The following is a 23,547-nucleotide window of genomic DNA, read 5'->3' as shown; positions in this document are numbered from 1 at the left end:
GCCATCAATCTGGTCATACGCTTGGAAATCACCGAAATACTTCGTGATCGCCGCTGTCAGCGTTGTCTTACCGTGGTCAACGTGGCCAATCGTGCCAATGTTAACGTGCGGTTTGTTACGTTCAAACTTTTCCTTTGCCATGGTATTGGCTCCTTTTCACTCAGCTTCGCAAATTTGAAAAATTATGCGACAGTTCCAAAATAGTCTCCGAAGACACTGAGGTCCTCGGCGTAAGCTTGCGAGATGACGTTGCGGGCATTGTCCGTCACTTCGAACTTCTTCGCGACGTTTTTCTTTTTGTTGACATGTTTCACATCAACGGACGTCCCTGCACGTGCGTTTACCTCTGCACAGAATTCGGCAATTTGGTGCATCCCGAATATCTTTTCGAACTTTTCAGGCGACGTGCCCAAGAAGAAAGAAAGCGGACGCGTGTGGTGGTTAATCATCGGGCTGGACGCCCGATAATCGGCAAGACGCTCGACGAACAAATCGAAATCAGGCTGGGTTGAAAGACCCAATTCCACAAGTTTCCCGCGGACTTTTTCGTTCTTCGTCAAGAGATCCCGCCGTGCAATCTTGTCAGAATAAGCAGACACAATCCGATCCACAGGATGGCGCACGACGGCAAACATGTTTTCAACGTTCGTATTGCCGTCCTGCAGGACCGTCATGTTGATCGATCGATACAAGCTATGAACATCATTACCGCTAGCTTCAGGATCGTACGCCACTCCATTCTCCACTTCGTGACCGAAGTGTTTGAGAGTGGAGCATGCGCACTTCGGAACACTGACGTAAGTCACGTTCGCCTTTGATATATGCATCGTCATAGGTCGTATCCTATCGCCGAACTCAAGCGAACTTGGCTTGAATTTCGTCGCTGATGTTCTGCGGTACGCCTTCGTAGTGATCGAACTGCATCGTAAAGTTCGCACGACCCGAAGACATAGAACGCAACGTGTTGATGTAGCCGAACATGTTGGCCAATGGAACAAAGGCGTCGATCGCAATCGCGTTGCCGCGTGTATCTTGACCTTGAACCTGACCGCGACGCGATGTGAGGTCGCCGATGATGCCACCGGTGTACTCTTCGGGCGTCACAACTTCGACCTTCATGATGGGCTCGAGCATCTTGGCGCCCGCTTTCCGCATGCCTTCGCGCATCCCCATACGAGCGGCGATTTCAAAGGCAAGGACGCTGGAGTCAACGTCGTGGTATTTACCCTCGATCAAAGCAACCTTGAAGTCGATGACCGGGAAGCCCGCCAAAGGACCGGAGTCCATGACCGATTTGATCCCTTTTTCAACACCCGGGATGTATTCCTTGGGCACCGAACCACCGACCACGCGGGATTCAAACGAGTATCCCTCGCCCGGCTCTGTTGGTGTAATGATCAACTTGACCTCGGCAAACTGACCCGAACCACCCGACTGCTTCTTGTGAGTGTAGACGATTTCGGCTTCGTGTCCGATGGTTTCGCGATAAGCAACCTGAGGCGCACCAATGTTGGCCTCAACTTTGAACTCGCGCTTCATACGATCAACAAGAATGTCGAGGTGAAGTTCGCCCATCCCCTTCATGATCGTCTGACCGGATTCGAGGTCAGTCTCAACACGGAAGGATGGATCTTCGGCGGACAAGCGTTGAAGGGCGAGGCCCATCTTTTCTTGGTCGCCTTTGGTCTTAGGCTCTACAGCGATCTCGATCACAGGATCTGGGAACGTCATGGTTTCGAGAACGACAGGTTCGTTCACGGCGCAAAGCGTATCACCTGTTGTAGTATCTTTCAGACCACCCAGCGCGATAATATCACCAGCATAAGCTTCGCTGATTTCATCACGGTCGTTGGAGTGCATGACCATCATACGGCCAACACGCTCTTTTTTACCCTTGGTAGAGTTCAAGAACGTGTCGCCCTTGGAAAGCTGGCCTGAGTAGATCCGTGTAAATGTCAGCGAGCCGACAAACGGGTCATTCCAGATTTTAAACGCCAAAGCAGAGAATGCCATGTCGTCGTCAGCGCGGCGTGCGATGTCACGTGTTTCTGTTTCGTCGCCCGGCTTAAAGCCCATGTAGTCAACAACGTCGAGCGGGCTCGGCAAGTAGTCAACAACAGCGTTTAGCAAAGGCTGAACACCTTTGTTTTTGAACGCAGATCCGCCCAAAACTGGGACGAATGCCATTGCCAAAGTACCTTTACGCAAAAGCGCGCGCAATGTTGGAATGTCTGGTTCAGTACCTTCCATCAGGTAGGCTTCCATGGCGTCATCGTCCTGCTCAACGGCAGCTTCGATCATTTTACCGCGCCATTCGTCAGCCATATCTTTCAAGCTGTCACGAATAGGAGCTTTGACCCATGACGCGCCAAGGTCTTCACCTTCCCACAACCATTCTTCCATGGTTACGAGATCAAGCAAACCTTCGAGCTCTGTTTCTGCACCGATTGGGATGCCGACTGGAACAGCTTTTGCACCTGTACGGTCTTCAATCATGTGAACACAGTTGAAGAAGTCGGCGCCAATTTTGTCCATTTTGTTAACAAAGACCATACGTGGAACTTTGTAACGGTCAGCTTGGCGCCAAACAGTTTCAGTTTGAGGCTCAACACCAGCGTTTGCGTCAAGAACACAAACCGCGCCATCAAGAACCGCCAAGGAACGTTCAACTTCAATAGTAAAGTCAACGTGGCCCGGAGTGTCGATGATGTTCATGCGGTGCTTTTCAGAATCGGCTGTTTGGCCGTCTTCTGTGCGTTCCCAGAACGTTGTTGTCGCAGCAGACGTGATAGTAATACCGCGCTCTTGCTCTTGCTCCATGTGGTCCATGGTCGCCGCGCCATCGTGAACTTCGCCGATGTTGTGGGACTTTCCTGTGTAGAACAGGATGCGTTCGGAACATGTGGTTTTACCGGCATCAATGTGAGCCATGATGCCAAAGTTACGGTAACGGTCGAGCGGATAATCGCGTGCCATGGGGCTGTGTCCTCAGGAGATCAGTTTTACCAACGGTAATGGCTGAACGCTTTGTTCGCGTCGGCCATCTTGTGTGTGTCTTCGCGCTTTTTCACAGCGGTGCCGCGGGACTGTACTGCGTCCATCAGCTCGCCTGCGAGGCGCTCTTCCATCGTGTTCTCGTTGCGCTTACGTGCAGCGATGATCAACCAGCGGATCGCTAGGGCCTGACGGCGCTCGGGGCGAACTTCGACGGGCACCTGATATGTGGCACCACCTACGCGGCGCGAACGCACCTCGACGGAAGGTTGAATGTTTTCCAGCGCTTCGTGGAAAACTTCCACAGGGGCGCGTTTGATTTTGGCCTCAACCCGATCGAAGGCACTGTAAACGATGCCTTCTGCGGTCGATTTTTTACCATCAATCATCAGGTTGTTCATGAACTTGGTCAGTACCTTATCGCCATATTTGGCATCAGGTAGGACTTCGCGTTTTTCGGCGGCGTGACGACGTGACATCTGCTGCTCTCCTTATTTGGGACGCTTGGCGCCGTATTTCGAACGACGCTGCTTACGATCTTTGACGCCCTGGGTATCCAGAACACCGCGCAGGATGTGATAACGCACACCGGGAAGGTCTTTTACGCGACCGCCACGGATCAGAACCACAGAGTGCTCCTGAAGGTTGTGGCTTTCACCTGGGATATAGCTGATGACCTCAAAGCCATTGGTCAGACGCACTTTGGCGACTTTCCGCATGGCCGAGTTCGGCTTTTTGGGTGTGGTTGTATAAACGCGTGTACAAACGCCGCGTTTTTGCGGGTTGCCCTCAAGGTGGAGCGACTTTGAGCGTTTGACTTTAGGCTGGCGCGGTTTGCGGATCAGCTGTTGGATCGTTGGCATTGCAGGTATGTTCCCCGTCTCATCAACACATGTGTCTTGCGGGGTCATTCCCGCGGTTTCAATTCTTCAACCTCCGTGCGTCCACGAAAGCGCAAAAACCACATCGCTCCTTATCAGGACGACGCGGTCGGTTTCCAGAGGATCGGACCAATGCGGGGTCGGATCGTGTCCACTTCAGTTGTGATTTCGGTATAGGGCGTTAACCCGGTCCGAGATAGCGGGCGTATAGGGGGAGTCGCAGGTGGTGTCAACAGTCACGCGCCGCTTGCACGCGCCCTTCTGGCTGGGGCACAGTGACGCCGAATGCACATAACGTTTTGAGGCGCTTGGCGGATGCAAATCATAGGTCTTTGTCGGTTTTCCTACCCTGCTGAGGGTGGCTTTCAAGTGGAACATGAAACCATCGAAGATCGCATGGCCTATCTGTGGGATCATGATCGCTTAGAAGAGCGATACCGGCTGCTTGAAAGCGTGGCTTTGCCCTGCATGCGGTCGCAGACAGATCAAAACTTTGACCTGCTCATCTTGATTGGTGACGCGATGCCCAAACAGCATGTCGATCGCCTCCACGATCTGACGGCTGACCTTAAGCAAGTGCAGATCATTGCCGAACCTCCTGCGCCCAGCCGCCATATGTCAAAACACCTGTTAAACAACGCGCGGCGTGACCCATCAAAACCATGCATCCAATTCCGCCATGACGATGACGACGCCTGTGCCGTTGATTTCATCGAAAAACTGCGGACGGCAGCACGTGATGTGCGCCCTTTGCTGAAAAAACACAAAACCGTCGGGTTGGATTGGAATCAAGGGTACGTCGCCGAAGTGGGCGAACAGGGTGTGGCAGCCACACCAATTCACCGGCCCTACTATGTTTCAGCGCTCGGCGTTCACATCGCTGGGGATTGCACGCATACCATCCACAACTTCATGCACGAACGCATTCCGCAATTTATGCCCTGCGTGAGCTTTGCCGATCCGGACATGTTTATGCGCACCCACAATGGGTACAATGACAGCCGCCAAAAGAAGGTAAAGCAAGTCCCTGTCGAACCTTTAGGCCCTCAGCAAGAAGATCTATTTCGCGATCGCTTTGCAGTGGACGTAGACACGGTGCGACAGGTCTTTGGCGCGACTTAGACGCTCAGACGTACTCCCCACAGGACACGCATTAGTCCCGCGCCAATAACCGTTCGCGGTAGAGGGTGAACAAACCTGTTGCGACAACTATAGACGCCCCCAGAAGGGTCACAGGGGACGGCCAGTCGCCAAAGGCAAACCAACCTAACAACAGGGCCCAGATCAGGCCTGTGTAGCGGAATGGGGCGATGAAACTGATCTCTCCCACGCGCATAACGCGCACGGAAAAGAAGTAGGCCCCGATGATGAAAAAGGACGCCCCAGTGATCAGAAGGCCCAGACGAGGCGTGACGGGCGCCCAGTCCCCCGTGCTTGATGCCAGCCCGGCGCAAACGGTGACGGTCAGGGACGAAACCAGCGTCACCGTCATCGATGGGACATCGGGTGACAGGCGCTTCGTGGCTAAATCGCGCACGGTTACGCACACCACGGCAGCCAAGGCGTAGGCGGACCACAGGCTGAACCCCTCAGGGCCCGGTCGCACGATCAAAAGAACACCAATAAAACCCAAGCCAATCGCGGACGCCCGCCGCCAGCCCAAAGGTTCGCGAAACACAAGTGCCGCGCCGACTGCCACCGTCAAAGGGAGTACCTGCAAAATGGCGGTCACATTGGCCAGCGGTAGGTTAAGCAACGCCGTGATAAAGAAATAGGCGGCCCCGACCTCGGAGCTCGACCGGATCGCGATCATAAGCCAATCGCCGCGAGCGATGGAAAAACGAAGCGCGCCAAGCCGCTTGGCCAAGGCGAAAATCAAGGCCGATGCCAGTATTCCGCGTAGGAACAATAGCTGCGCCAAAGGCAACGCCCCGTCCGTCAATTTCAACAGCGCATCATTGAACGTGAAACAGGCCATAGAAGCCATCATCAGCATAGCGCCGGTCATATTGGGGGACATCAGAGAGCTTTCACGCCAGGATCATGGTGACGTTTAAGCATTTTTTAAACCATCGAACATGTAATTTTGACAACGCGCGCTGAAAAATCCGTTTTCAGTTCGCGTGTACCGCACTGGTTTTCCAAAAACGCTTAGGCATGATTTTTTTCCAAGACCACGGGCGATCGACAGACCCTTCAGCCAGAAACGAAAACCCCCGCCTCAATGGGCGGGGGTTTCCAATGCTTGTCAGGATGAACCGGATTAGTCGCGGCTTTCCTCGGTTGTGTCGATGACAGTGTTGAACACATCGCCGCCAACCATGTCTTCGGGCTTGGGCGCGGCCAATGCGGCGGCGGCTTCGGCCTCTTCGCGGCGGGCTTCGATCACGACGTTGTCGCGATCGGTTGCCACTTTGCGAACTGATTGCGTCGCACCACCGGTCCCGGCAGGGATCAGACGGCCCACAATCACGTTCTCTTTCAGGCCCACCAGCTTGTCTTTTTTGCCCTGAACCGATGCTTCGGTCAGAACGCGAGTGGTTTCCTGGAAGGACGCAGCCGAGATGAACGACCGGGTCTGCAAAGACGCTTTGGTGATCCCCAGCAAGATCGGTTCGCCCTGTGCAGGGCGGCCTTTCTTGGACAGAGCCTTGGCGTTGGCGTGATCGAACTCTTGCTTGTCCACATGTTCGCCCTTGAGCAACGTGGTGTCGCCGCTGTCGCTGATTTCCCATTTCTGGAGCATCTGACGCACGATGACTTCGATGTGCTTGTCGTTGATTTTCACACCTTGCAGGCGATACACGTCTTGGACTTCGTCGATCATGTAATCGGCAAGCGCTTCGACACCCATAATGGCAAGAATGTCATGCGGCGCCGGGTTGCCATCCATGATGTAGTCGCCTTTTTGGACGAAATCGCCCTCGGCCACTGGGATGTGCTTGCCCTTAGGCACCATGTACTCGACTTTTTCCATGGACTCGTCGCTTGGTTCGATCGCGATACGGCGCTTGTTTTTGTAGTCCTTGCCAAAGCGCACATAGCCGTCGATTTCCGCGATGATCGCGTGGTCTTTGGGGCGACGCGCCTCAAAGAGTTCCGCAACACGTGGCAGACCACCGGTAATGTCCTTGGTTTTGGCACCTTCGCGCGGAATACGGGCCACAACGTCACCTGCGGCGACCTCTTGGCCTTCTTCGATCGACAGAACCGCATCAACAGACATCGGATAGGTCACCGGATTGCCTGCATCGTTGCGCAGCGGTTCGCCATCTTCGCCCACCAGGATGATTTCAGGCTTAAGTTCGTTGCCACGAGCAGCCGAACGCCAGTCAATCACGATCTTCTGGGTCATACCTGTCGCGTCATCGGTTTCGTCGCGCACAGCAATCCCGCTGACAAGGTCAACAAATTTGGCTGTACCCGATTTCTCGGCGATGATCGGCAGAGTATACGGATCCCATTCGAACAGTTTGTCGCCACGCTTGACGTCTTGACCTTCGGTCACGAACAAAGCCGTACCATAGCCCAGTTTGTGGCTGGCACGTTCTTCGCCGTTTTCGTCTTGAATGATCAGCTTCATGTTCCGGCCCATAACAAGGACCTGACCGTTGCTGTTTTTCAACGTTTGCGCATTTTCAAAGACGATCTTGCCCTCTTGCGAGGCCTCAAGGAACGACTGCTGACCACCTTGAGCAACGCCGCCGATGTGGAATGTCCGCATCGTCAGCTGTGTACCCGGTTCACCGATGGATTGCGCGGCGATGATGCCGACCGCTTCACCGGTGTTCACGATCGTACCGCGTGCAAGGTCACGACCATAACATGTGGCGCAAACGCCCTCTTCGGCTTCGCAAGTCAAAGGCGAACGGATGCGCATCGATTGTACCGCGAATTCGTCAACGGAATCTGCCATGCGTTCGTCGATCAGCGTGCCATTGGCCAGCAACACTTCGTCTGTGCCCGGTTTCAACACGTCCTCGGCCGTGACACGGCCCAGCACACGTTCGGACAAAGGCGAAACGACTTCACCGTCGTTGACCGCTGCTTCGGCTGTGATCGCCATGTCAGTTCCGCAATCGCGAACGCGAACGATACAGTCTTGCGCAACATCAACCAGACGACGGGTCAGATAACCCGAGTTCGCCGTTTTCAAAGCGGTGTCAGACAGACCCTTACGAGCACCGTGCGTTGAGTTGAAGTACTCAAGAACGGTCAGACCTTCTTTAAAGTTCGAGATGATCGGTGTCTCGATGATGTCGCCGTTCGGCTTGGCCATCAGACCACGCATACCGCCCAGCTGTTTCATCTGCGTCACAGAACCACGCGCACCAGAGTGGGCCATCATGTAAACCGAATTCGGTTCTTTTTCTGACCCGTCATCGTCCGTTTTTGCGGCCGAAATCGACCCCATCATCGCATCAGTGACCTTGTCGTTACACTTCGACCAAGCATCAACAACTTTGTTGTACTTTTCACCCTGAGTAATCAGGCCGTCCATGTACTGCTGTTCGAAATCCTTCACCTGTTCCCGCGTTTCATCAACGAGGGGCCATTTGGTTTCAGGGATCAGCATGTCGTCTTTGCCAAAGGAAATACCGGCCTTAAAGGCGTGGCGGAAACCCATGGTCATGATCTGGTCACAGAAGATAACCGACTCTTTCTGACCGCAATAGCGATAGACGGTGTCGATGACCTGCTGCACTTCTTTTTTGCGCAGCAAACGGTTGACCAATTCAAACGGTGCTTTGTTGTTCAGCGGCAAAAGCGCGCCAAGCAACACACGACCGGGTGTCGTGTCAAAGCGTTCCATGACCTCAAGGCCTTCGGCGTTGATCTGCGGCAAACGTGCCTTGATCTTGGTGTGCAAGTGCACAACGCCAGCGTCCAGCGCGTGCTGTACTTCCTCGATCGAGCCGAACACCATGTCCTGCCCCTTAAGGCCTTCGCGTTCCAGCGTCACATAGTACAGACCCAAAATCATATCCTGCGAAGGAACAATAATCGGCGCACCGTTGGCTGGCGACAGAACGTTGTTTGTCGACATCATCAAAACACGGGCTTCTAGCTGTGCTTCGAGCGACAGCGGCACGTGTACCGCCATTTGGTCGCCGTCAAAGTCAGCGTTAAAGGCGGAACAAACCAGCGGGTGAAGCTGAATGGCTTTACCTTCGATCAAAACCGGTTCGAACGCCTGAATGCCCAAACGGTGCAGTGTAGGCGCACGGTTCAGCATGACGGGGTGTTCGCGAATGACTTCATCCAAGATATCCCAAACTTCGGGACGCTCTTTTTCCACCAGTTTTTTGGCTTGCTTGACCGTACTGGACAAGCCTTTGGCCTCAAGACGAGAATAGATGAACGGCTTGAACAGTTCGAGCGCCATCTTTTTCGGCAGACCACATTGGTGCAGCTTGAGTTCTGGCCCCGTCACAATGACCGAACGGCCCGAGAAGTCGACGCGTTTACCCAAAAGGTTCTGACGGAAGCGACCTTGCTTACCTTTCAGCATGTCAGACAGCGATTTCAACGGACGCTTGTTGGCGCCTGTGATCACGCGACCACGACGGCCGTTGTCAAACAACGCATCCACAGATTCCTGCAACATCCGCTTTTCGTTACGCACGATGATATCAGGCGCACGCAGTTCGATCAGACGTTTCAGACGGTTGTTCCGGTTGATCACGCGGCGATACAGATCGTTGAGGTCGGACGTCGCGAAACGACCACCATCCAGAGGCACCAGAGGGCGCAATTCTGGCGGGATCACAGGGATCACAGTCAGAACCATCCATTCAGGGCGGTTGCCTGATTCAAGGAAAGATTCAACGACCTTTAGACGCTTGATGATCTTCTTGGGCTTCAGCTCGCCTGTCGCTTCTTTCAGATCAGCGCGCAGGGTATCGGCTTCGGCCTCAAGGTCGATCTGGCTCAGCATTTCGCGGATCGCTTCGGCACCGATATTGGCGGTGAAGGCGTCCATGCCGAACGCGTCTTGGGCGTCCATGTATTCTTCTTCCGAAAGCATCTGGCCATAAGACAGATCAGTCAGACCAGGCTCGGTCACGACGTAGTTTTCGAAATACAGAACACGTTCCAGATCGCGCAGCGTCATGTCCAGCATCAAACCGATACGGGACGGCAGCGATTTCAGGAACCAGATGTGCGCAACCGGTGCGGCCAATTCGATGTGGCCCATCCGCTCGCGGCGCACTTTTTGCAAAGTGACTTCGACGCCGCATTTTTCGCAGACAACGCCGCGATATTTCATACGCTTATATTTGCCGCACAGGCATTCGTAGTCTTTGATCGGGCCAAAGATACGGGCACAGAACAGGCCATCACGCTCGGGCTTGAAGGTCCGATAGTTGATGGTTTCGGGTTTTTTAATCTCGCCGAAAGACCAGCTCAGGATACGTTCTGGCGATGCCAGCGACACCTTGATCTCGTCAAACACCTTTGGGGGTGTGAGCGGGTTAAACGGGTTGTTTGTCAGTTCCTGGTTCATTTTCAAATCCTTGAAAGGGGAGCAAAGGGTACGAACGGGTAAGGCGGATCATGATCCGCCTTACGTGGCTTCCGTTATTCGTCTTCCTCAGCGTCCAGGAGTTCCATGTTGAGGCCCAAACCGCGGACCTCTTTGACGAGAACGTTAAATGATTCCGGAATACCGGCTTCAAAGTTGTCCTCACCCTTAACGATGCTTTCATAGACCTTGGTCCGGCCAGCCACGTCATCCGATTTCACCGTCAGCATTTCTTGCAAGGTGTAGGCGGCGCCGTAAGCTTCAAGGGCCCAAACTTCCATCTCACCAAAGCGCTGACCACCGAACTGTGCCTTACCACCCAGCGGCTGCTGTGTGACAAGCGAGTACGGACCAGTGGAACGCGCGTGGATTTTGTCGTCCACAAGGTGGTGTAGTTTCAGCAAGTACTTGATGCCAACTGTGACAGGGCGGCTAAACTGCTCGCCTGTACGACCGTCAAACAGCACCGACTGACCCGAAGTCGAGAAGCCCGCGCGTTCGAGCGCATCGTTCACGTCCGCCTCTTTTGCGCCGTCAAATACTGGTGTCGCAATCGGCACACCCGTTTTGACGTTGCCTGCGGCCTCAAGCAGTTGATCCTCTTCCATGCCGGTGATGCCTTCTTGATAGACATCATCGCCGTAGGCGAGGCTCATCGCTTCGCGTACAGGAGTCAGATCGCCAGAGCGTTTGTACTCTTGCAGCGCCTCATCGACATTCAGACCCAGACCGCGCGCGGCCCAACCCATGTGGGTTTCAAGGATCTGACCGACGTTCATCCGTGACGGAACACCCAGCGGGTTCAAACAGAAATCAACCGGAGTACCATCTTCGAGGAACGGCATGTCTTCCATCGGCACGACTTTGGAAATCACACCTTTGTTGCCGTGACGGCCAGCCATTTTGTCGCCCGGTTGCAGCTTGCGCTTCACCGCCACGAACACTTTGACCATCTTCATCACACCCGGGGGCAGATCGTCGCCACGACGGACTTTTTCAACTTTGTCCTCAAAACGGGCATCCAAGGTGCGTTTTTGCGCCTCGTACTGCTCATTCAACGCTTCGATCACCTGCGCCGATTGTTCGTCTTTGAGGGCAATTTGCCACCAAGCGGAACGCGGGAAGGTTTCCAGCAAGTTCGCGTCGACATTGCTGCCAGCGGACACACCTTTTGGCCCTTTAGCGATCTCTTTGCCCAGCAGCATGTCGCCCAGACGGGCATAGATGTTGCGGTCCAGAATGGTCAGCTCGTCATCACGGTCACGTGCCAAACGTTCGACTTCTTCACGCTCGATTTGCAGCGCGCGTTCGTCTTTTTCCACACCATGGCGGTTAAAGACGCGCACTTCGACGACCGTACCAAAGTCACCCGGCTTCACACGCAACGAGGTGTCGCGCACGTCAGAAGCTTTTTCACCAAAGATGGCGCGCAGCAGTTTTTCCTCTGGCGTCATTGGACTTTCGCCCTTGGGGGTGATTTTACCGACCAAGATATCGCCCGGTTCGACGTCAGCGCCGATATAGACGATGCCCGCTTCGTCGAGGTTGCGCAGGGCTTCCTCGCCGACGTTCGGGATGTCGCGGGTGATTTCTTCTGGCCCAAGCTTGGTGTCACGCGCGGCGACTTCGAATTCTTCGATGTGGATCGAGGTGAACACATCATCGCGGCTGATGCGTTCCGAGATCAAGATCGAGTCTTCGTAGTTGTAGCCGTTCCAAGGCATAAACGCGACGACCACGTTTTTACCCAAAGCCAGTTCGCCCATATCGGTGGACGGACCATCGGCGATCACTTCACCTTTCATGACCGTGTCACCCACTTTGACCAACGGACGCTGGTTGATGCAGGTGTTTTGGTTAGACCGCTGGAACTTGCGCATGCGGTAGATGTCCACACCCGCGTCGCCCAATTCGAGGTCATGCGTGGCGCGGATCACGATACGTGTCGCGTCAACTTGGTCGATGATACCAGCACGTTTGGCCATGATGGCCGCCCCGGAATCGCGTGCAACCACTTCTTCGATGCCGGTACCGACTAGCGGTGCTGTAGCTTGAAGCAGTGGAACCGCCTGACGTTGCATGTTCGAACCCATCAAGGCTCTGTTCGCATCGTCGTTTTCAAGGAACGGGATCAAGGACGCAGCAACCGAAACCAACTGTTTCGGGCTAACGTCGATCAAGTCCACGCTTTCAACCGGGGACAACGTGTAGTCACCCGATTTACGCGTGTTGACCATGTCGTTGTTGAACTTACCGTTCACATCTAGCGAGGCGTTGGCCTGCGCCACAGTGTGACGCATTTCTTCGGTCGCAGACATGTAGTGGACTTCGTCAGTCACGTGACCGTCGTTCACAACACGATACGGGGTTTCAATGAAACCGTATTTGTTGACACGGGCAAATGTCGCCAACGAGTTGATCAGACCAATGTTTGGCCCTTCAGGCGTTTCAATCGGGCACATCCGACCATAGTGGGTCGGGTGCACGTCGCGCACTTCAAAGCCAGCACGTTCACGCGTCAGACCACCGGGCCCAAGCGCAGAAAGGCGACGCTTGTGCGTGACCTCAGACAGCGGGTTGGTTTGGTCCATGAACTGCGACAGCTGCGAAGAGCCAAAGAATTCACGCACAGCAGCAGCGGCTGGTTTGGCGTTGATCAGATCCTGCGGCATCACTGTGTCGATTTCGACAGAGGACATGCGTTCCTTGATCGCGCGCTCCATCCGAAGCAAGCCAACACGGTACTGGTTTTCCATCAGTTCACCAACCGAACGCACACGACGGTTGCCGAGGTGATCGATGTCGTCGATGTCACCCTTGCCATCGCGCAGATGCACGAGGGCCTTGATGCAAGACACGATATCTTCGCGGCGCAGGGTGCGCACGGTGTCTTCGGCATCCAAAGCCAGACGCATGTTCATTTTCACACGGCCAACGGCGGACAGGTCATAGCGTTCGCTGTCAAAGAACAGTGTGTCGAACAGGTTTGACGCGGCATCAACGGTGGGCGGCTCACCCGGGCGCATGACACGATAAATATCCATGAGCGCGGTTTCGCGGTTCATGTTTTTATCGGTGTTCATTGTGTTGCGCATGTAGGGGCCGACATTGATGTTGTCGATGTCCAGCACGGGGATTTCGGTGATGCCAGCATCAACCAATTCCTTAGCCGTACCGCCGATCAAATCGCCGTCTTTGTCGTATTCCAACGTCAGTTCATCACCGGCTTCGACATAGATCGCGCCGTTTTCTTCGTTGATGATGTCCTTAGCGACAAATTTACCGACGATATGTTCATAAGGCACCAACAGTTCAGTGACTTTACCTTCGTCGATGATCTTTTTGACGGCGCGTGGCGTAACTTTCTTGCCCGCTTCGGCGATGATTTCGCCGGTCTTAGCGTCGACCAGATCATAGGTCGGACGGGTGCCGCGCACACGTTCTGGGAAGAACGGCGTGACCCAGCCTTTGTTCTTCTCAAGCTTGAAAGTGACGGTTTCGTAATAGGCGTCCATGATCGCTTCTTGGTCAAGACCAAGCGCATACAGCAACGTCGTTACCGGCAATTTGCGACGACGGTCGATGCGGCAGAACACGATGTCTTTGGCGTCGAATTCGAAGTCCAACCAAGATCCGCGATATGGGATGATCCGGCACGCAAACAACAGCTTGCCCGAAGAGTGCGTCTTGCCTTTGTCGTGATCAAAGAACACGCCGGGTGAGCGGTGCATCTGAGATACGATCACGCGCTCGGTGCCGTTCACGATGAACGTCCCGTTGGGTGTCATCAAAGGCATATCGCCCATGAACACGTCTTGTTCTTTGATGTCTTTCACAGACTTTGCGCCTGTGTCTTCGTCGACATCAAACACGATAAGGCGCAGCGTCACCTTAAGAGGCGCGCTATAGGTCATGTCACGTTGCTGACATTCCTCCACGTCATACTTGGGCTTTTCCAGCTCGTATTTGACGTATTCCAGAACGGAAGTTTCGTTGAAATCTTTGATCGGGAAGACCGACTGGAACACACCCTGGATGCCATCGCCATCCGTGGGGGTTTCAGCATCGCCGGAATTCAGGAACAAATCATAGGAAGATTTCTGAACCTCGATAAGGTTTGGCATATCCAAAACTTCACGGATTTTGCCATAATATTTACGAAGACGTTTCTGGCCAAGGAACGATTGCGCCATACTATAAGTCACCTTTCAGCGTTTCTCTGGATGCTTACGCGCCGTGGGGTCCGGCACGCTGCCCCCGTGAGATGATGGATCTGAGGTCAATTCATGGCCATCGTCCCACCGATGACCTCCCGACCGTTTCAAACCACACCTTGGAAAAGGCTTTCGCAAAAGCCTTTTCCAAGACAGGTTGGGCCGGACACGCAAGGTGCGCATCCAGCCCAGTGTTTTCAAGGGGGGTGCGGAAAACGAAACGTTTTCCGAGCCGGTTTCCGATTTCGGAAACCGCCCCCGTCCCAAGGGGACTTAGGCCAGTTCGACCTCGGCGCCAGCTGCTTCCAGCTTGGCTTTGACGTCTTCGGCTTCGGCTTTGTCGACGCCTTCTTTGATCTTGCCACCGGCTTCGACCAAGTCTTTGGCTTCTTTCAGGCCAAGACCTGTGATGCCGCGGACTTCTTTGATGACGTTGATTTTCGATGCGCCTGCGTTCTTCAGAACGACGTCGAATTCTGTCTTCTCTTCGCCAGCGTCACCGCCACCGTCTGCAGCAGCCATCACAACTGCGCCACCGGCTGCAGGCTCGATGCCGTACTCGTCTTTGAGAATTGTTTTCAGTTCTTGTGCTTCCAGCAGTGTCAGACCGACGATGCTTTCCGCGAGTTTTTTCAGATCAGCCATTTTATCAGCTCTTTCCGTTTCGATTTATGTGTTCCAACGCGTGAGATTTTCACACGCCGCTCAGACGTTTGCTTACGCGGCCGCCTTGTCCTCGATTGTGGACAAGATGGATGCGATGTTGCTTGCAGGTGCGCCAATGGCCCCGGCGATATTCGATGCAGGTGCGCCAAGCATGCCCGCGATGGTGCTGATAAGCTCCTCGCGCGAAGGCATTTTCGACACAGCCGTAACACCGGCCCGGTCCAGAGCGTTCTCTCCCATTGCGCCGCCCAGAATAACGAACTTGTCGTTTTCCTTGGCGAATTCTTCGGACACTTTGGCAGCTGCCACAGGGTCTTCAGAAAAGGTTAGAACGGTCATACCCGTCAGATACTCAGCGATGCTTGCGCATGGCTTCCCATCCAGGGCGATTTTGGCGAGCCTGTTTTTGGCAACACGCACGCTTGATCCGTTTGCACTTGCACGTGCACGCAGATCTTGCATGTCAGCAACTGTCAGACCGGCGTAGTGGGCAACCACAACGACGCCAGAGCTTTCAAAGATTTGGCCGAGTTCCTCGACCACTGTCTCTTTCTGGGCTCTATCCACAGTTTCACTCCAGTTATTGGAGGGGCGGACCCCTCCGGCTCGTTTTCACCGCGCAAAATGTTTGCGCGGCAATCGGGTCCAAACGGGTCGTCGCAGCCCAAAGCCTGGAACACACCAGACAGGAATGTCTCTTCCCGTCTCAAGCAGGAATTATGATTGGACTAACCCAATCACCCGCCGTCTCGGACGAAATAATAGGCCGACTGCGAATCGCGGCCGACCTATTAGGGTTGACTTAGAGGTTTTGTGCGTAAACGCCAAGGCCCATTCCCGCAAAAAGCGTGAAACGGTGTACAACCGTTAACCAAAGTGGTCCTCGCGCAGTTGCCGGCGCAGTACTTTTCCCGACAAGGTCACGGGGACGTCGTCAACGAAACGGATTTGCTTGGGGACTTTATAATTGGTCAATTGCGCACGGCAAGCCGCCGTGATGTCGTCCGCAGTCAGATTTTCGTCAGACGCCACGACAAAGGCAACAGGCGTTTCGCCGGTCTTTTCGTCTTCGATGCCGATGACACCCACCTGCACCACACCTGGCAAGGTCGAAATCACGTCCTCGATCTCGTTTGGCGCGACGTTGAAGCCGGACACAAGGATCATATCCTTTTTGCGGTCGACGATCTCAAGAAATCCGTCTTTGTCCATCACCCCGATGTCGCCGGAATAATACCAGCCATCTTTCAGAACTTCATCGGTGGCGGCAGGATTATTGAGATACAATTCCATCATCGAAGGGCTTTTGGCGATCACCTCGCCCTGTTCACCAATAGCCACGTCTTGCCCAGCATCGTCGACGATACGAACATGCGCGCCCGGCACTGGCACGCCGACTTTACCTAGGCGGTTTTCACTTGGCGGATTGAAGGTCAAAATCCCAGACACTTCGGTCATGCCGTAGCCCTGCAAGATTTCCACACCAGTTAATTCCTTCCATTTCTGCGCCACACCCGTCTGCTGGGCTGCGCCGCCTGAGCCGCAAAAACGGATATTGGAAAACAGTTTGGGGTCGAACCACGGTTCGGCCATGAGACCTGCGAACAACGTATTGATGCCGGTGAACCAGGTGATGTCGTGCTTTTCAAAAGCTGCCTTTAGGTTGGAAGGCGGGCGTGGGCTGGGCGCCAGAATGCCATGCCCCCCCACAACAAGGCCCGATACGAAAATCAGACTGAATGCGGTGATATGATAAAGCGGCAATGCGACCAGCGCGACTTCTTCTCCGTCGTGCAGAATACCGGTCGTCATCAGACGCCCCTGCTCTGCATTGGCGAGAATCGCGATGTGGGACAGCGCCGCGCCCTTACTGCGCCCCGTTGTGCCGCTTGTGTACTGATACAGCGCAACAGATTGCGGCGTGATATCCTTGGTATAAGACGCCAGATCGCGTGCACCTGCCCGTTTGCGCCCCATCGCCAGTGCGTCCGACAGCTTGGTGTGCTGGCTTGTCATCGTTGGGATAACTTTGCGCACGCGTTTTAACACAAACCCAAGGAGCGCCTTTTTCAACGCCGGAAAAAAATCAACGATAGACAGCGTGATGACATGTTTGACGCCCGTATTGGCGATGATCTTGTCCAGCTTATCTCCGAACAGATCGATAATAACGATGGCCTTAGCCTGACTGTCGTTCAGCTGATGTTCCAGCTCGGCTGGCGTATAAAGCGGGTTGACGTTGGTGCCGATGCACCCTGCCAGCGACAGCCCCATCGAAGCCACACAGAAGCCAATACAATTGGGTGCCATAATGGCAACGGTGTCACCTGTACCCAAGCCCAATTCCTCGCGTAGGTATGTCGCGAAATCGGCGGCATGGGTGTTCAACTGATTGTAGCTGATGGTCGTTTCAGCCCCAGTGGGCAGAATGGTGGTCAGCGCTGGCTTGTCGCCAAAGCGCCCCACCGCTTGTTCCAGCATCTGCGGCAAAGTTTGCGCAGGCATCTTGTGCGCGTCAAACTGCTTTGCCTCTTCTGAAAAGTACTTATTCCATGGTTGTTCTGTGACCATCTCGATTGCCTCCCCGCGATCTGATTTCACACGACCCTACATGAATATCTGAATACGAGTGAAATAACGCAGCGTCCAAAACCGGCGACAAGGCACAAAAAAACCGGGCTGCGCAGCAACCCGGTTTTTCAATTCGTTTAGGGTGTAGCTTACTCGGCCAGAGCGCTGTCAACGTTGACGCTGACACCTGGACCCATAGTCGAAGAAATGGACACCTTCTTCATGTAAGTCCCTTTGGACCCGGCAGGCTTTGCCTTTGCGACGGCGCCAACAAAGGCACGGACGTTTTCAGACAATTTAGCTTCGTCAAAGGATGCTTTGCCGATACCTGCGTGGATCACGCCGGCTTTTTCGACTTTGAACTGAACTTCGCCACCTTTGGCGGCTTTCACAGCCGTTTCAACGTCCATCGTCACTGTGCCAACTTTCGGGTTCGGCATCAGGTTACGAGGGCCAAGCACCTTACCAAGACGACCAACGATAGGCATCATGTCCGGCGTTGCGATGCAACGGTCAAAGTCGATTTTGCCGCCTTGGATGATTTCCATCAGGTCTTCGGCACCGACGATGTCTGCACCGGCCTTCTGGGCCTCTTCAGCTTTGGGGCCGCGGGCAAATACAGCGACACGCACTGTTTTGCCAGTACCGTTGGGTAGGCCGATAACGCCGCGGACCATTTGGTCGGCGTGGCGTGGGTCAACACCAAGGTTCATCGAAATTTCGACAGTTTCGTCGAACTTGGCTGTCGCGCTGCCTTTGACCAAAGCCACGGCTTCTTCGACTGTGACGTCAGATTTGCCTGCGAATGCTGCGCGGGCCGCGGTTGTGCGTTTTCCGAATTTTGCCATCTTACTTCACCTCGATGCCCATAGAGCGGGCAGAGCCCAGGATGATCTTCATTGCGCCATCGATGTCGTTGGCGTTGAGATCGGCCATTTTCGCTTCGGCGATTTCACGCACTTGCGCAGCGGTCACTGTGCCGACGGTTTCGCGTGAAGGCGTCTTGGCGCCGGATTTCACTTTGGCTGCTTTTTTCAGGTAATAAGACGCTGGTGGCGTCTTGATATCCATCGAAAAGGACTTGTCCTGATAATAGGTGATCACGGTTGGGCACGGCGCACCGGGCTCCAGATCTGCTGTTTTGGCGTTGAAGGCCTTACAGAATTCCATGATGTTGATGCCGCGCTGACCCAGTGCTGGGCCGACGGGTGGGGACGGGTTTGCCTGACCTGCTTTAACTTGCAGCTTCATCTTCCCGACGAGTTTCTTGGCCATGAGCCATTCTCCTTTTCAACTCCCGTACGTCGCGACGCCGGGATATGGTTGATGTGGTCCGGGTTAGGCAACGCGTTGCCCTCGCCTCCCACATTGGTGTCACACAAAGCAACAGGGGCGCCGAATACAGCGCCCCTGCTTTATAATCAAGGCCGAATTTCCTTAGGAAAGCAGCCGAAGTTGGTGCGGCCCGCGTTACTCGTCAAGGACCACGTCAAAATTCACGCGGCCGCCAGGCAAGCCAGCGTCGCTCAATGCACGTGAAGGTGCGGAAATGATAATCTGATCAGATGGAATTCCGCGGCCGATCATCAACGCCATCAGCGCTTTGGCCCGTAGCAGACCAGTGCTGACATCTTCGCGATCCTGCACGTCGCCCGAATGGTGCCCAACGATACGCAAGCGCGCATGCGGACAAGCCGATGCAAGTACAGCGATGTCGATCGCGGTTTCCAAATCTTGGCCGGGCACCGACACCGAACGCGGTGCATAAAACAGCGTTGTGTTCAAAGCAGCGCGTTCTAGGTCGACCACACATGTTTCGTTGGCCCAAAGCTGTGTAGCACCGGGCGCACGCGCAGAAACACGGGTCACCTCGTCCACCACAGAGAATTCCACCCGGCGGTCATAGAATGCACGTGGTTCTGGGCCGATGACGTCGGAAGGGGTCCGAGAACCGACACCCTCAGCAAAGAACATGCTCGTGTCGACACCTGACGCCGCGATGCGCTGGATAACCGATTGCGCGCGTTGTTCGCTAAGGCGCTGGTTTGCAGCGGGGTCACCCGACGCATCCGAGTGCCCCTCAACGCGGATTTGCACACCCCGACAGGATTGCGCAACCTGACCAATCAAACGTGCCTGTTCGATGCCACCGTCTACCTCCGTCACACCACCGCTGGGGAAATACACAACCGCTTGGCTGGTGAGGTTACGCAGATCATCCGCGCAACGCTCCGCGTCTTCGATGGCGGCCTGACCAGATGTAAACAATTTGGCTGCCGAATGTGGTGCGGTCAGCGCGGCTTGGCGATCATCTTGCACGGGGGCAGGTGTTGGAACTGCGACAGGTTCCGCGACGACCGCCACTTCGGGCTCTGCAACCGGTGTGGCAGGTTGCAAGCTGCTAAGATCCGCCGAAGCGCCTGCCTGACGGGCCACGACCTCTTCCTCTACGGTTTTTTCCTTTAACGCTTCCTCTAACGCGGCCTGCAAAGTCGCGATCTGTTCTTCGGCAGCCGAAGACGCAGGTGCAGCTGCAGGCGTCGGCTCAGAAACAACTGTTGCGCTCGCATTGGCCGTGGCGCGTTTCGGAGCCTCGCTCATCTCAGAAGATGTCGTATCCGATTGTGTGAAAAAACCAGACCCCGCAATTGCAATTGCCGCAGCGGGAACCAACCATGGAAGGGTTTTTCTTAAACTCGTAAATGCCATCATATTCCCCAGATACACTAAACCACTTTTGACGGCTTATCCCCCAGATAAGCGGGTCCAATGTGGCAACGACACTTTATTTTGTGCCCTATCATATAAAATGCCTTGATTTTTATGGTCCCGTCAACAGCAAGCAGCCCAAAAAACAGGCAGTTTCTGAACGCAAACATCAAGAAAAGCTCAAAAACGCGCATAGGTGGTACAGAGAACGCCAATAACCCTTTGCTGGGTTGACGCCGATGGATTTACGCATCTTTTGTGCGCCCGCGCACAGGTACCTATCGAATAAGAAAAAGGCCGCCCCCGTAAAGGGCCGGCCTACATTTTCACAACTCAATGGCGAAGAATTTAGGTCTGCTTGTTGACTTGAGTAAATTCCAACTCGACCGGGGTTTCGCGACCAAAAATGGACACAGTCACCTTGAGGCGCTGGTTTTCTTCGTCAACTTCCTCGACCATGCCATCGAAGTCTTCGAAAGGACCATCGTTGACTTTGACGCGCTCGCCAATCTCAAAGTGGATGAGAGTGCGTGGGCTGTCTTCGCCTTCTTGGACGCGGTTCAGGATCTGGTTCACCTCGGCGTCACGCATCGGCATCGGACGACCTTGTGGACCAAGAAATCCAGTGACGCGATTGATGGAATTGATCAGGTGATAACCTTGGTCAGACATTTCCATGTGAACCAGCACATAGCCGGGCATAAAGCGGCGTTCGGTCGTGACCTTCTTGCCCCGGCGCACTTCAATGACCTCTTCGGTCGGCACCAAAACTTCGCCGATTTCGTCCTCAAGACCACTTTCAGCAACTGAAGTGCGGATCGTCTCTGCGATCTTCTTTTCGAAGTTCGAGAGTACGCTGACCGAATACCACCGTTTTGCCATGTTTTTGCGGCCCCTTGCCCGATTAATTAGTCTGTCACCGTGCACATACATCATGCACGCGCCAACCTGAATAAAAATCGGCGCGGGGCTTAGAATCGCCGCGCGCCTTAACTTAGGTCAGGATTGCGGAATACTCCGCAGGTTTTCAAAGTGCAAGTGCTAGGGAAAGTGACGCGTAGCGTTCGCCGAACTTTGCCACAATCAGGTGCTAGCCGAACATCGTCAGAATGAATTCAAGGCCGCCCCGGATCAGAATGTCGACAATCGCAAAGAAAACAGCCGTCAGCGCTGCAAGGATGAAGACCATCACAGTGGTCAGCAGGACCTCGCGGCGTGTGGGCCACACGACCTTTGAGACTTCCGAGCGAACTTGCTGGATAAACTGAAGTGGGTTGGTGGTGGCCATAATGTGTTTTCGCGTCCCTGTCTGCGGATGGGAAGGATGTAGCGAGACGGCGCCCTGATTTCAAGGTCGGATCCGCGCACGCCCCCGACGCACGCCACCACACACCCTGCGCAAGTGCTGCGCGGGGTGTGAAATCAAAGGATTAGCTTTCCTGAGCCATCTGGTTCAACCGTGCGTCCACTGCCGCAGTATGCGCTTCTTCAGCATTCTGCATGGCCTGAAGGTCCGGCATGTAAAGACCGTCCACCATGCCATCTGGGAACACATCAAGGATCGAATCCCAACGGCACGCAAACCCGTCAAGGCTAACGCGCAGCCGTTCGGCGCGGGCAGGGTCGCGCGCCTCTACACGGTTGAGCCACCCAACGGCCATCCTCCATATGCGCTGCGATCCAAGCATCAGAAATGATGCGACCAAAAGCGCGACAACCAGAACGCCGGTGATGACGAACCAATGCGGTCGTAAGGCAACCAACAGCGCCATACTAAGCAAAGCAACAAGACGCGTTGAAGGTTTGAAGCTGCGGACTTTGGAAATCATCCGCGCGAAGAAACCAACCACTGCAGCGCCGAGTTTCGGCATCTGGAACCGTTGTTTTTCCACGACGTCGACCTGGGGGTGCAGTTCAGGCAGATCACTTGCCCGTCGCTGAGGATGCGTTTCAGAGTTACGTTCAACGAAAGCACGCAGTTTTGAACCATCGGTATTGTCATTCGTTATGCAGTCATCGGATGCGGTTTTGCGCTCGGCTTTGCGTTCTGCACGGGTCGTGCTTCGGCTTGGCGTCGGCTCTGCGGTTTCGGTCAAAACAGAACGGATGACCGACATTGTCTCTTCTTCGCTAGGGTTGTGCGTTTGGCCGGGAATAGGTTCATATTTCATCAATAACATCCTCAATTTTAACTTTCGCAGCCGATGCCGTCGGCCCCATGATCCTGACTACACGAACCCCGCTGCGACGAGCGGTTGAGGCGAATTAAAGGCCGAACTTTGTGGGATGGATGGCAAGAGAGTGGCGAAATTGTGGCACTGTGTCAGAGTGTGAAACAATACAAAAGGTGTGACTGATATTGTTCGCAATCCAGAATGCTGTGTGACAATGGCATGGCGAAAGCCAGCAAAATCAGGGCACGAAAACAAAGCACGGTCACCCCATGGGAAACGCGATTCGCACGATTTTGCATTGAAGAAGAAATGGCAGGGGCACCAGGGTTCGAACCCGGGACCTACGGTTTTGGAGACCGTCGCTCTACCAGCTGAGCTATACCCCTAAGACTGCGAGGTGATTACGCGGGGACGTAAGACAATGCAAGGCCGGAAATAGGCGAATTACGTGCTTAGGCGGCCTTGGCGGAACATATATCGAAGGCCACACATCCCGCGGGCAACGAAGAGCAATGACATCCTGCAACGCGACGGCGCATGCCACGTCCATTTCCTAACCAAGTGGGGGTGTTTTCCGGTCTTGTCTGCTTTGGTCGCCCCAAAAACGGGAGGTTAATTGGGAAGGAAAAGCTGCGTCATTGTAGCACCGTTTTTAGAAACCACTTTTCGCCTGTCGTATTGGATATCGACCTGCGTTTTATAGCGCGTAAGGCGGATCATGATCCGCCTTACCAATCACACAAAGGTGCGACTTACTCAGTGATGTTGGAGACCACGCCGGCGCCAACTGTGCGGCCACCTTCGCGGATCGC

18 protein-coding genes and 1 tRNA gene are annotated in these 23,547 nt (G+C 54.5%); 1 reads left to right on the top strand and 18 read right to left on the bottom strand.

Translation table 11 applies throughout. The annotated features are described in order from the left end of the window. The 5 genes from ABJF76_RS14975 to rpsL all read right to left on the bottom strand — a co-directional run. The coding region (locus tag ABJF76_RS14975; protein WP_413819269.1) for a GTP-binding protein at positions 1-141 on the bottom strand (141 nt) is incomplete at its 3' end. Between the two features lie 41 nt (positions 142-182). Then, entirely contained in the window at positions 183-833 is a 651-nt protein-coding gene (locus tag ABJF76_RS14970) for a sulfotransferase family 2 domain-containing protein (protein ID WP_413819268.1), read from the bottom strand. A gap of 22 nt (positions 834-855) precedes the next feature. After that, positions 856-2,976 carry an elongation factor G gene (fusA, locus tag ABJF76_RS14965; RefSeq protein ID WP_413819267.1) on the bottom strand — a complete coding sequence of 707 codons (2,121 nt, stop codon included), beginning with the start codon at positions 2,974-2,976 and terminating at the stop codon, positions 856-858. 26 nt (positions 2,977-3,002) lie between these two features. Continuing rightward, complete coding sequence (gene rpsG / locus ABJF76_RS14960; protein ID WP_413819266.1) at positions 3,003-3,473, bottom strand: 30S ribosomal protein S7; 471 nt, start codon at positions 3,471-3,473, stop codon at positions 3,003-3,005. 12 nt (positions 3,474-3,485) lie between these two features. Then, positions 3,486-3,857: a 30S ribosomal protein S12 gene (rpsL, locus tag ABJF76_RS14955; protein ID WP_024809820.1), complete on the bottom strand. Its 372-nt coding sequence runs from the start codon at positions 3,855-3,857 to the stop codon at positions 3,486-3,488. Positions 3,858-4,190: 333 nt separating this feature from the next. On the opposite strand from rpsL, the gene ABJF76_RS14950 reads away from it, so the two are divergent. Further along, positions 4,191-4,997 carry a putative rhamnosyl transferase gene (locus ABJF76_RS14950; RefSeq protein ID WP_413819265.1) on the top strand — a complete coding sequence of 269 codons (807 nt, stop codon included), beginning with the start codon at positions 4,191-4,193 and terminating at the stop codon, positions 4,995-4,997. Positions 4,998-5,028: 31 nt separating this feature from the next. Here the strand turns inward: ABJF76_RS14950 and ABJF76_RS14945 are convergent, their stop codons facing one another. The 13 genes from ABJF76_RS14945 to ABJF76_RS14885 all read right to left on the bottom strand — a co-directional run bounded on the left by ABJF76_RS14945 (position 5,029) and on the right by ABJF76_RS14885 (position 23,121). Continuing rightward, positions 5,029-5,895: a DMT family transporter gene (locus ABJF76_RS14945; protein ID WP_413819264.1), complete on the bottom strand. Its 867-nt coding sequence runs from the start codon at positions 5,893-5,895 to the stop codon at positions 5,029-5,031. Positions 5,896-6,138: 243 nt separating this feature from the next. After that, the gene (gene rpoC / locus ABJF76_RS14940; RefSeq protein ID WP_413819263.1) at positions 6,139-10,383 is read right to left on the bottom strand and encodes a DNA-directed RNA polymerase subunit beta'; all 4,245 of its coding nucleotides are present in this window, start codon (positions 10,381-10,383) and stop codon (positions 6,139-6,141) included. A 74-nt stretch (positions 10,384-10,457) separates the two neighbouring features. Further along, positions 10,458-14,594 (bottom strand): DNA-directed RNA polymerase subunit beta, encoded by a 4,137-nt coding sequence (gene rpoB / locus ABJF76_RS14935; RefSeq protein WP_413819262.1) that lies wholly within the window; start codon positions 14,592-14,594, stop codon positions 10,458-10,460. A 294-nt stretch (positions 14,595-14,888) separates the two neighbouring features. After that, entirely contained in the window at positions 14,889-15,260 is a 372-nt protein-coding gene (gene rplL / locus ABJF76_RS14930; RefSeq protein WP_413819261.1) for a 50S ribosomal protein L7/L12, read from the bottom strand. A 72-nt stretch (positions 15,261-15,332) separates the two neighbouring features. Beyond that, entirely contained in the window at positions 15,333-15,848 is a 516-nt protein-coding gene (gene rplJ, locus ABJF76_RS14925) for a 50S ribosomal protein L10 (RefSeq protein WP_413819260.1), read from the bottom strand. 300 nt (positions 15,849-16,148) lie between these two features. Beyond that, positions 16,149-17,852: an AMP-binding protein gene (locus tag ABJF76_RS14920; RefSeq protein WP_413819259.1), complete on the bottom strand. Its 1,704-nt coding sequence runs from the start codon at positions 17,850-17,852 to the stop codon at positions 16,149-16,151. Between the two features lie 149 nt (positions 17,853-18,001). Next, the gene (gene rplA, locus ABJF76_RS14915) at positions 18,002-18,700 is read right to left on the bottom strand and encodes a 50S ribosomal protein L1 (RefSeq protein WP_413822604.1); all 699 of its coding nucleotides are present in this window, start codon (positions 18,698-18,700) and stop codon (positions 18,002-18,004) included. A 1-nt stretch (position 18,701) separates the two neighbouring features. Then, the gene (rplK, locus tag ABJF76_RS14910) at positions 18,702-19,127 is read right to left on the bottom strand and encodes a 50S ribosomal protein L11 (protein ID WP_413819257.1); all 426 of its coding nucleotides are present in this window, start codon (positions 19,125-19,127) and stop codon (positions 18,702-18,704) included. Positions 19,128-19,322: 195 nt separating this feature from the next. Beyond that, entirely contained in the window at positions 19,323-20,561 is a 1,239-nt protein-coding gene (locus ABJF76_RS14905; protein ID WP_413822603.1) for an OmpA family protein, read from the bottom strand. Positions 20,562-20,909: 348 nt separating this feature from the next. Further along, positions 20,910-21,443 carry a transcription termination/antitermination protein NusG gene (gene nusG / locus ABJF76_RS14900; protein WP_413819255.1) on the bottom strand — a complete coding sequence of 178 codons (534 nt, stop codon included), beginning with the start codon at positions 21,441-21,443 and terminating at the stop codon, positions 20,910-20,912. Between the two features lie 208 nt (positions 21,444-21,651). Beyond that, a complete protein-coding gene (gene secE, locus ABJF76_RS14895) occupies positions 21,652-21,849 on the bottom strand; it encodes a preprotein translocase subunit SecE (RefSeq protein WP_413819254.1) in 198 nt (65 codons plus the stop codon). Positions 21,850-21,991: 142 nt separating this feature from the next. Beyond that, positions 21,992-22,732: a hypothetical protein gene (locus ABJF76_RS14890; RefSeq protein WP_413819253.1), complete on the bottom strand. Its 741-nt coding sequence runs from the start codon at positions 22,730-22,732 to the stop codon at positions 21,992-21,994. Between the two features lie 313 nt (positions 22,733-23,045). Beyond that, positions 23,046-23,121, bottom strand: a tRNA-Trp gene (locus ABJF76_RS14885). Positions 23,122-23,547: the final 426 nt, after the last annotated feature.

The organism is Tateyamaria sp., assembly GCF_039940735.1.
Lineage (GTDB): Bacteria > Pseudomonadota > Alphaproteobacteria > Rhodobacterales > Rhodobacteraceae > Tateyamaria.
Note: the sequence above shows the minus strand (reverse complement) of the source record. Positions and strands in the feature narration are given on the sequence as shown.

Coding starts and splice junctions, on each gene's coding strand:
- ABJF76_RS14970 (WP_413819268.1), bottom strand. CDS start 833: ATGACGATGCATATATCAAAGGCGAACGTGACTTACGTCAGTGTTCCG.
- fusA (WP_413819267.1), bottom strand. CDS start 2,976: ATGGCACGCGATTATCCGCTCGACCGTTACCGTAACTTTGGCATCATG.
- rpsG (WP_413819266.1), bottom strand. CDS start 3,473: ATGTCACGTCGTCACGCCGCCGAAAAACGCGAAGTCCTACCTGATGCC.
- rpsL (WP_024809820.1), bottom strand. CDS start 3,857: ATGCCAACGATCCAACAGCTGATCCGCAAACCGCGCCAGCCTAAAGTC.
- ABJF76_RS14950 (WP_413819265.1), top strand. CDS start 4,191: ATGCAAATCATAGGTCTTTGTCGGTTTTCCTACCCTGCTGAGGGTGGC.
- ABJF76_RS14945 (WP_413819264.1), bottom strand. CDS start 5,895: ATGTCCCCCAATATGACCGGCGCTATGCTGATGATGGCTTCTATGGCC.
- rpoC (WP_413819263.1), bottom strand. CDS start 10,383: ATGAACCAGGAACTGACAAACAACCCGTTTAACCCGCTCACACCCCCA.
- rpoB (WP_413819262.1), bottom strand. CDS start 14,594: ATGGCGCAATCGTTCCTTGGCCAGAAACGTCTTCGTAAATATTATGGC.
- rplL (WP_413819261.1), bottom strand. CDS start 15,260: ATGGCTGATCTGAAAAAACTCGCGGAAAGCATCGTCGGTCTGACACTG.
- ABJF76_RS14920 (WP_413819259.1), bottom strand. CDS start 17,852: ATGGTCACAGAACAACCATGGAATAAGTACTTTTCAGAAGAGGCAAAG.
- rplA (WP_413822604.1), bottom strand. CDS start 18,700: ATGGCAAAATTCGGAAAACGCACAACCGCGGCCCGCGCAGCATTCGCA.
- rplK (WP_413819257.1), bottom strand. CDS start 19,127: ATGGCCAAGAAACTCGTCGGGAAGATGAAGCTGCAAGTTAAAGCAGGT.
- ABJF76_RS14905 (WP_413822603.1), bottom strand. CDS start 20,561: ATGGCATTTACGAGTTTAAGAAAAACCCTTCCATGGTTGGTTCCCGCT.
- nusG (WP_413819255.1), bottom strand. CDS start 21,443: ATGGCAAAACGGTGGTATTCGGTCAGCGTACTCTCGAACTTCGAAAAG.
- secE (WP_413819254.1), bottom strand. CDS start 21,849: ATGGCCACCACCAACCCACTTCAGTTTATCCAGCAAGTTCGCTCGGAA.
- ABJF76_RS14890 (WP_413819253.1), bottom strand. CDS start 22,732: ATGAAATATGAACCTATTCCCGGCCAAACGCACAACCCTAGCGAAGAA.